The sequence below is a fragment of the Methanobrevibacter sp. genome (assembly GCF_030539555.1).
Lineage (GTDB): Archaea > Methanobacteriota > Methanobacteria > Methanobacteriales > Methanobacteriaceae > Methanocatella.
On record NZ_JAUNXX010000032.1, the window covers coordinates 1 to 7,713 of the forward strand.

A 7,713-nucleotide genomic window follows, 5' to 3' on the forward strand; every position below is an offset into this window, starting at 1 on the left:
TGAGAATATTGTACTCATTGATGATGATGAGGGCAATATTATTGCTTATTGTAATGGCAAAGGTCAAGCAAATATTACCGTTTCCTTTGAGGGTAATGATAAGTATGCGGCTGTAAACAAGACTATCAGCGTTACTGTAAGCTTGAATAATGCTAATGTCACTGTTGATAAAGATACTTTAGATTTAAAAGTTGATGAAACCTATGCAATCAATGCCACCAAACATCCAGATACAATATTGCTTGATATTACTTACACATCCAGCAATAGCTCTGTTGCTACTGTAGATAAAAATGGTATTGTTACTGCTGTTGGTGAAGGTACTGCAATCATTTCTGTAAGTGTTGGTGATGATGAAATCTATGCTAAAAATTCAACAAATGTTACTGTTAGTGTAAGTAGAGTTCCTACTAAAATCACTGCTTCTGATGTTTCAACAGTTTACAATACTGACAAATACTTGATAGTTAATTTAAAAGATAGTACTGGTAAACCAATCAGTGGAGTTAAAGTAACTGCTGATTTAAATGGTGCTAAAGAATACACTACTGACGGTAACGGCCAGATTAAAGTACCGACCAAAGGTTTGGCTCCTAAAACCTACACTGCTAAAGTAACTTTCAAAGGTAACACAAACTTTGATAAGTCAGCTAAGAATGTTAATGTCACCGTTAAGAAGGCCACTCCTAAAATAACTGCTAAAGCAAAAACATTTAAATCTACTGCTAAAACCAAAAAGTACACTATTACTTTAAAGGACAATACTGGAAAAGCCATCAAGAAAGCTAAGGTTACTTTAAAAGTCAATGGTAAAACTTACAAGGCAACTACCAACTCCAAAGGCAAAGCCACATTCAAGATTACCAAACTGAACAAGAAAGGAACCTATAAAGCAACAGTAGCCTATAAAGGAAACAAATACTACAATAAGGCCACTAAGAAAGTTAAGATAACTGTTAAAGCAGATAAGACTAAGTCTACTTTCAAAACAGTTTCCAAAGGAAGCAAGGACAAAGTCACCGTTAAAAAGATACAGAGGGCTTTGAAGAATAACGGTTACTATCTTACCTATCAGGGCCATTACTTGAAAGTTGATGGAATCTATTGGGACTGTACTGAAAGGTCTGTTAAAGAGTTCCAGCATGATAAAGGATTGAAAGTAACCTGTAAGGTGGATGAAAAAACCGCTAAAAAATTAGGAATAATTTAAAAAGAGTTTAATTACTCTTTTTTCTATTTTTTTTGATTGGATGTCATGACAAATATTTTTTTTAAACTAAACGACTGTTTTTATTTTGTGGTGTGTATCAATCAAGTTCTCATGATGATATTGACATAATGCTTTTGTTAATGTCATTATTGGTGTTGGTAAATCAACATAAAAATAATTTCATTGATTTTAGTGATATCTGTATTTAATCTGATGGAAGTTTTCGCGGATTGGATGTAACTGTTGTTCTGATGCAATTGGTGCATGTCGGATTTAATAGATAATCTTTTCTGGAAATTATTTATAAATTGTTGATTCTATCTCGAATTCAGAATCAATTTCCATAATCTTTTCAGATACATAATCTATTAGTTTTGGCATATTTTCAGAGGGTTTGGAAAACAGATAAATATTTTCAGGTTTTATCTGTAAATTATTAATTGGGTTTCCTTCAAGGGCACGATATATTGGTTTATATCCTTTACAATATCCAAATTCTGTTTTAATGTTTTTCAATTCATCAATTTTCTTATAAGTTCCTTTAGGTATGGTTTTGATGTTGTCGAATTTAATGGATATTGCGCCAACAGATTTGATTGTTGTGTAAAATTTACCGGTTTCCATATTCCTTATGGAATAATCGGTATCCAATTCATTTAATTCTTCAATCAGTTTTTTTAGTTTTTCATCTAAACTGTATTTGGTTTTAGCACTCATTCTAAAAAAGGTAAGGTCTTCATAAACGATATCCTCAACAGGTTCCAAATCAAAGAGCCTATGTGATGATGAACGTGAAGATGAATCGGAATATTGTACAATAATATTATTAACATCATGTATTTTTTTGTGATCCATAATTATAATTGAAAGATTTTTTATTACAACCATAATTACATCTTATATTGGTTTTATAAAATAAATTTTTTTATAGGTTGCAATGATGATTTTGGTTATATTAATTTTATTGTTGATATTAACAACATTTAAATAGTATCATATTTAATTAGATTATTAGGCACTGGTGATTATTATGAAAATTGTTGTTTTGAAAGGAAGCCCAAACATTAACGGTTCTTCAAATATGCTTGCAGATAACTTTATTAAGGGAGCTGAAGAGGCAGGCCATGAAATAGAAGAGATTGATGTGGCACACGCAAATATCCATCCATGCATAGGCTGTGTTCAATGTGGCTATGAAGGCCCATGTAGCTTAAGTGATGATATGGATGAGTTTAGAGAACAGATTTTAAATGCGGACATGTTGGTATTCGTAACTCCATTGTATTATTATGGAATGTCCGCTCAGCTTAAGACACTTGTTGACAGGTTCTGTTCCAGCAATTCAAGCATTCAAGCTAGACACATGAAATCTGCACTTTTAACAGTTGCATATAATAGTTCTAGTTGGACATTTGATGCTCTGGAGGCCCATTATGATACATTGGTCAGATATCTCAATTTAACCGATTGCGGAAGAATTTTAGGCTATGGCTGTGGAACTCCTTCAATGACAAAATATTCAAAATATCCCAACGAGGCTTATGAGTTCGCCAAAAGCTTAAGATAGTTATTTCAAAACAATGGTTTCATCAATCATTCCAATTAATATTTTATTTATCGGATTTTTTAAGGACAAAATATGTTCTTTTTGATATGAGTCCTTAAAGGGGAGCACTCTAAAGCTGGACATGCATTGGTCAGTGGATCTAAGTGCGAAATAAGCTTTATATTCGCCATTTATAATGTTGATGATTATGCCAACATCATCTGTTCGTCCTGGAGATGCGATGCCCTCTTCACCATAAACAATAAATTTTTTGGTATCGTCTGATGTGATTAATCCGTATTCGATAAGATACTCATATTCGTCTTCATCAAGTTCATAGTCATCATATTCTATTATCTCGGAGCAATCCTCATCCGGAATGTTTAATTGTGAAGTGCAATAGGCTAGTGAAATATAAATTCCATCCAAGTCAAGAGCTTTTGAGATGATGTCAAAATATAGATTGTCCAAGGGTTGTGATTTATACATATTGCCTAATATTTCGGGAACTGTATGTGTCATCCCGCCATCTTCAAGAACTGTACAATAAAAATGCTCTTCACCTAAATAACCTGCAGTGGCTGCTTTTTCTATTGTTTTTTTAATGTCAATGTTTTCGGCGTTTTCAATTTTTCGTGTAATTTCAATTATTTCTTCATCGCTTATCATAATATCTTTATTCTGCTTTAAATTTTTCAGGCTTTTCTTTCAATAAACTCTAAATATTCTCAGCATCAATAAATAGTTCTTAACAGTTTTTCATTTTCACTCAAGGCTGTTAAATATTTCATCAATAGAATTGGCTATTGTGAAGAGTTCTTCCTGTTTGTATAAAAATCCCTTCTCCCCCAGTTCATCAATCATCTCAAACATCTTGTCAAAGAAATTGTTAACATTGAAGACAATGATTTTCTTGTTGTGTTGCTTGAGCTTTTTAAGTGTGATTATCTCAAAAAATTCATCCAGTGTTCCAATGCCTCCAGGCGATATAATGAATGCATCTGAATGCTGTAAGAATTTGTTTTTCCGTTCATCCATGGTATCAACATAAATAAATTCTCCGCATTCTTCGCATAGTGGTTCAAAGTTTCCAATCCATTCTGGCGCTATGCCAATTGAATTTCCTCCGTTTTCGTGGACTCCTTTAGCACACCAACCCATCATTCCTGTGTCTCCGCCACCGAATACCAGGGTATGTCCTTTCTGAGCCATCATGCAGCCTAACTCATAGGCTTCATCAGTATAGATTTTATCTATTTTCCTGCTTCCTGATCCATAAAGGCAAATATTCATATTAATCAACTAAATGTCTGGTGTCTGCTCTGCAAGACATAAATGGCAGATTGCATCAACGTTATCTTTTTGGTTATCTTTAACCGGGCAGAAAAACTCTCCGTTTTTTTCCTCGACTTTCAGACTTCCAGGGAATTCACTTCCCACCGGATGAATTGGTTCTTCAAGGATGAATGTTGTGTATAATGCAGTTATTACATATATCAGGGGGAATTTTCCATCTTCACCTATTCTTTCTTTTTCAAAGGTTCTCTCAAGCATTGGAAATGATTCATCATATGCTTTTTTGTCAATGGCTGAATCCACATAATCCTCATTGCTTATGACCTCTTTCATGCGCATGATAAAATATTTGATATAAACTTCCAGGTATTTTTCACGATAATTGGCGTGGACATACTCTCCATCTTTTCTCATATGCACTGTAGCCATCATCAAATCGTAAACGGATATTATTCGAGCGTATTTTTTAAGTATGTTCATTAACTCCTTTTTTGTTATTTCGTTTTGTGGAGTTAAATATTTAAGTTCGATTAATATGTCTTCAGCTTTCATGTTCTTAATTATATTTTTATTGTTAATAAAAATTTTTTTAAGCATGAAAAAATAAATTAGTAATGGGGAAGTTGTTATGTCTGAAGATTTTATGGAGATTTCAAAAGAAGATATTGAAAATATTGAAAATGCATTGAAAGTCAATGCCGATTATAAATTGAAGAATACAAAATTCAATGCCAAATCTTTCGAAAAAGGTTCTGAGATTGTTTTTATTCAATATGTTGCAAATGTGGAAAATGAGTTGGTTTTCCAGACTAAGGAAGAAAACGGAAAATATTTCATTTCCAATACCTTTGAGTTATTTATGGACAATATTATAAACGGTAATGTTTCACGTGATGTGTTCCAATCAGTTAGCAAATATTTCCATGATGTTATCTCTGATGAGGCTAACGATTTTGCGGATGAAAAAGAAGAGTTAATAAGTTTTTTACTTTTAACTGAAGAATATGATGAAAATCAGCTTAAGATAGATCTCGACCCGTCTAAAATTCGTAAAGAATATCAAAATGACCATGATAGAATTTATGGTGATGAATCTTTGAACAGGGTCCAGAAAAGTTTGGCATTAAAAGAATTGCTTCATATGGCAATTTGTCAAGTTGTTAATGATATTGATTTGTTTTTCACAAGGCCTTCTGATTTGACACCTGAAGAGGTGGCTGAAAAAAATAGACAGGAAGCAAAAGCATTGGAAAATGAATTGCAAATGTCTTAGATAACACAAACATTAAGTAATAGATTTAATATAAGAATTATTATCCAAATTAAATATTGATTATATGATTACCATTACAAAAAATGAAGAAGTCGTTTTAAATCAGATTGAAATATTTGCAATTGAATACCCTGAAGGCATTCCTGTTGGAATCTTAAGAAAGGACTTGGGGTTCCACGAATATGATTTGATTCAGATTTTAACAGAACTGGAAGATAAGGGATTAGTTATTTTTAAAGACAATAAGGTTTCTTTATCCGAACATGAAGCTGAAGTTAATACTGTCAATTCCAGAAAGGATGTTGAGGAACTGGAATTGAATATGAAAGAAAAAGAGTCTTATGAATTAATTCGGAGTCTGGTTGATGAAAGGAATCTCATCTCCAAATATACTTTGGAAGGCCATCTTCTGTATGGTGATTTAAAATTGTCTAATTTCAGAATGTATCATATTATTTTATCTTTACAGAATAAGGGTCTTTTAAAATCCATCAATAAGGATGATGGGGAATATTATCTGTTGGTTGGATAATATTTTTTTTTAAAATCATATTAATAAAGTAATATTTTTTTTATATTTAATCATAACATTTATATAATTAAAGCAGGATATATTTTAATATAAAATTTAATATTTTGATGTGTATTTTTATGATGAGAATAAGTATGTCTTTACCTAAGAAATTATTAGCAGATTTTGACGAAGTATTAAAAGAAAGGGGATATCAGTCTCGTTCCAAAGGAATTCGCGATGCACTTCAAGATTACATTGTCAGATACCAATGGATGAATTCCATGGAAGGTCAAAGAATAGGTATCGTGACTATCATATATGACCACCATTACACAGGTGTTATGGAAAACCTTGCTGAAATCCAGCACAGTTTTAGAAATGAAATCAACACCAGCATGCATATTCACATGACTGATAAGTATTGTATGGAAATTGTAGTTGTTAATGGTGATATAGCTGAAATTCGTGAATTGACTGAAAGAATCATGAGACTTAAAGGTGTCGAACACGTAAAACTTACAAGCACAGCTAATGGAGAAGAATTTAGTGAACCTGGACACAGTCACGGCCACACTCATCACTAAATCTTTTTTTATTATTTTTTTTCATGAAATTTAAAACCACTCCATATCATCACGATTTATTAAAGGACTGGCAAAGGCTGGCCGTTTTTTATAATGCAATCTTAGATTATGATTCGGATAATAAGCTGGCTTATGATTTGGGATGTGGCAGCGGAATTCTATCCTATTTTTTAAGTTCTTATTTTGAAGAAGTTATTTCATTAGAAATTGATTATAAAACTGCAGAATATGCAAAAGAAAATCTTTCTAATTTTTCAAACGTTCATGTCATCAACAGTGATGTTATGGATCATGAGTTTAGAGAAAAAGCAGATTTGATAGTTTGTGAAATGATGGACACTGCCTTAATCGATGAAGAACAGGTTCCGGTACTTAACTATGCAAAGCAATTTTTAAAAGATACGGGTAAAATTATTCCAATGGGTGTTATCAATACAGTTGAACTTGTGAATATGGAAAGGGAATATGTTCACTGGGATGAGGAAGGTGCGAATTATGAAGAATTGTCTGATGCAAAGGTCTACTCCAAAATAAACTTTTTAGACGATGTTGATCCTGATTTTGAAAATATAATTTCTATCAAAGCCAAAAAAGATGGGATGGTGAATGGTTTGAAGATTACAACATTTACAGTGCTTATTGACGATTTAATTTGCGGGCCAACCCCAATGTTGAATCCGCCATTATTAATTCCATTGGATAAACAGTCAGTAAAAAGCAATGAATTTATAAATGTTAAACTAAAATATAGTATGGGAAATGGGATTGAAAGTATTAAAACAGAATATGTATAAGGTGAAAAAAATGTCTTTTGAATCTCAGCTAAGTGATTTTCTCTTTGATTGTGAGAAATTGATTGTTTTAGGCGTAGGTAATGAACTTAAATGCGACGATGGCGTAGGGCCATTTATTATTGAGAAACTAAATGAAGAAGATATTGAAGATAAAAAGAAATTATTGTTTATTAATGCTGAAACTGTCCCTGAAAACTTCACAGGTAAGCTCAGAAAAGAAAACCCAACCCATATAATTATTGTTGACGCCTGTTTGATGGATGGTCAACCGGGTGATATGAAAATTGTGAATAAATATGATTTTGCAAACATAGGTATTTCAACTCATTCCATGTCATTATCGTTTTTTGTAAGATATCTGGAAAAGGATAATGATTTTAGAATAATCTTTGTAGGTATAGAACCTGAATCATTGGATTATTCGGATAATCTGACTGAAAATGTTGAAAAAGCCGCTTATGAATTTATTGACGTATTAAAAGGAATTATATTATGA

11 protein-coding genes are annotated in these 7,713 nt (G+C 32.2%); 7 read left to right on the forward strand and 4 right to left on the reverse strand.

Annotated elements, in window-relative coordinates; genetic code table 11:
* The coding region (locus Q4Q55_RS06780) for an Ig-like domain repeat protein (RefSeq protein WP_303372067.1) at positions 1–1,210 on the forward strand (1,210 nt) is incomplete at its 5' end.
* 297 nt (positions 1,211–1,507) lie between these two features.
* Here the strand turns inward: Q4Q55_RS06780 and Q4Q55_RS06785 are convergent.
* The gene (locus tag Q4Q55_RS06785) at positions 1,508–2,065 is read right to left on the reverse strand and encodes a hypothetical protein (protein ID WP_303372068.1); all 558 of its coding nucleotides are present in this window, start codon (positions 2,063–2,065) and stop codon (positions 1,508–1,510) included.
* Between the two features lie 175 nt (positions 2,066–2,240).
* Between Q4Q55_RS06785 and Q4Q55_RS06790 the strand changes: the two genes are divergently transcribed.
* The gene (locus Q4Q55_RS06790) at positions 2,241–2,777 is read left to right on the forward strand and encodes a flavodoxin family protein (protein WP_303372069.1); all 537 of its coding nucleotides are present in this window, start codon (positions 2,241–2,243) and stop codon (positions 2,775–2,777) included.
* On the opposite strand, the gene Q4Q55_RS06795 is transcribed toward Q4Q55_RS06790, so the two are convergent.
* The 3 genes from Q4Q55_RS06795 to Q4Q55_RS06805 form a co-directional block, all read right to left on the reverse strand.
* A complete protein-coding gene (locus tag Q4Q55_RS06795; RefSeq protein ID WP_303372070.1) occupies positions 2,778–3,425 on the reverse strand; it encodes a hypothetical protein in 648 nt (215 codons plus the stop codon).
* 96 nt (positions 3,426–3,521) lie between these two features.
* Entirely contained in the window at positions 3,522–4,049 is a 528-nt protein-coding gene (locus Q4Q55_RS06800) for a TIGR00730 family Rossman fold protein (protein WP_303372071.1), read from the reverse strand.
* A gap of 9 nt (positions 4,050–4,058) precedes the next feature.
* The gene (locus tag Q4Q55_RS06805) at positions 4,059–4,604 is read right to left on the reverse strand and encodes a DUF2115 domain-containing protein (RefSeq protein WP_303372072.1); all 546 of its coding nucleotides are present in this window, start codon (positions 4,602–4,604) and stop codon (positions 4,059–4,061) included.
* A gap of 76 nt (positions 4,605–4,680) precedes the next feature.
* On the opposite strand from Q4Q55_RS06805, the gene Q4Q55_RS06810 reads away from it, so the two are divergent.
* The 5 genes from Q4Q55_RS06810 to hycI all read left to right on the forward strand — a co-directional run bounded on the left by Q4Q55_RS06810 (position 4,681) and on the right by hycI (position 7,713).
* Positions 4,681–5,325, forward strand: coding sequence for a hypothetical protein (locus Q4Q55_RS06810; protein WP_303372073.1), 645 nt, complete (start codon positions 4,681–4,683; stop codon positions 5,323–5,325).
* Between the two features lie 64 nt (positions 5,326–5,389).
* Positions 5,390–5,857 (forward strand): hypothetical protein, encoded by a 468-nt coding sequence (locus Q4Q55_RS06815; RefSeq protein ID WP_303372074.1) that lies wholly within the window; start codon positions 5,390–5,392, stop codon positions 5,855–5,857.
* Positions 5,858–5,961: 104 nt separating this feature from the next.
* Positions 5,962–6,423 (forward strand): nickel-responsive transcriptional regulator NikR, encoded by a 462-nt coding sequence (nikR, locus tag Q4Q55_RS06820; RefSeq protein WP_303372075.1) that lies wholly within the window; start codon positions 5,962–5,964, stop codon positions 6,421–6,423.
* A 23-nt stretch (positions 6,424–6,446) separates the two neighbouring features.
* Complete coding sequence (locus Q4Q55_RS06825; protein WP_303372076.1) at positions 6,447–7,217, forward strand: methyltransferase domain-containing protein; 771 nt, start codon at positions 6,447–6,449, stop codon at positions 7,215–7,217.
* A gap of 10 nt (positions 7,218–7,227) precedes the next feature.
* Entirely contained in the window at positions 7,228–7,713 is a 486-nt protein-coding gene (gene hycI, locus Q4Q55_RS06830) for a hydrogenase maturation peptidase HycI (RefSeq protein WP_303372077.1), read from the forward strand.

Bases quoted from the DNA above. Each gene is read 5' to 3' on its own strand.
- Q4Q55_RS06785 (WP_303372068.1), bottom strand. From the start codon at position 2,065: ATGGATCACAAAAAAATACATGATGTTAATAATATTATTGTACAATAT.
- Q4Q55_RS06790 (WP_303372069.1), top strand. From the start codon at position 2,241: ATGAAAATTGTTGTTTTGAAAGGAAGCCCAAACATTAACGGTTCTTCA.
- Q4Q55_RS06795 (WP_303372070.1), bottom strand. From the start codon at position 3,425: ATGATAAGCGATGAAGAAATAATTGAAATTACACGAAAAATTGAAAAC.
- Q4Q55_RS06800 (WP_303372071.1), bottom strand. From the start codon at position 4,049: ATGAATATTTGCCTTTATGGATCAGGAAGCAGGAAAATAGATAAAATC.
- Q4Q55_RS06805 (WP_303372072.1), bottom strand. From the start codon at position 4,604: ATGAAAGCTGAAGACATATTAATCGAACTTAAATATTTAACTCCACAA.
- Q4Q55_RS06810 (WP_303372073.1), top strand. From the start codon at position 4,681: ATGTCTGAAGATTTTATGGAGATTTCAAAAGAAGATATTGAAAATATT.
- Q4Q55_RS06815 (WP_303372074.1), top strand. From the start codon at position 5,390: ATGATTACCATTACAAAAAATGAAGAAGTCGTTTTAAATCAGATTGAA.
- Q4Q55_RS06825 (WP_303372076.1), top strand. From the start codon at position 6,447: ATGAAATTTAAAACCACTCCATATCATCACGATTTATTAAAGGACTGG.
- hycI (WP_303372077.1), top strand. From the start codon at position 7,228: ATGTCTTTTGAATCTCAGCTAAGTGATTTTCTCTTTGATTGTGAGAAA.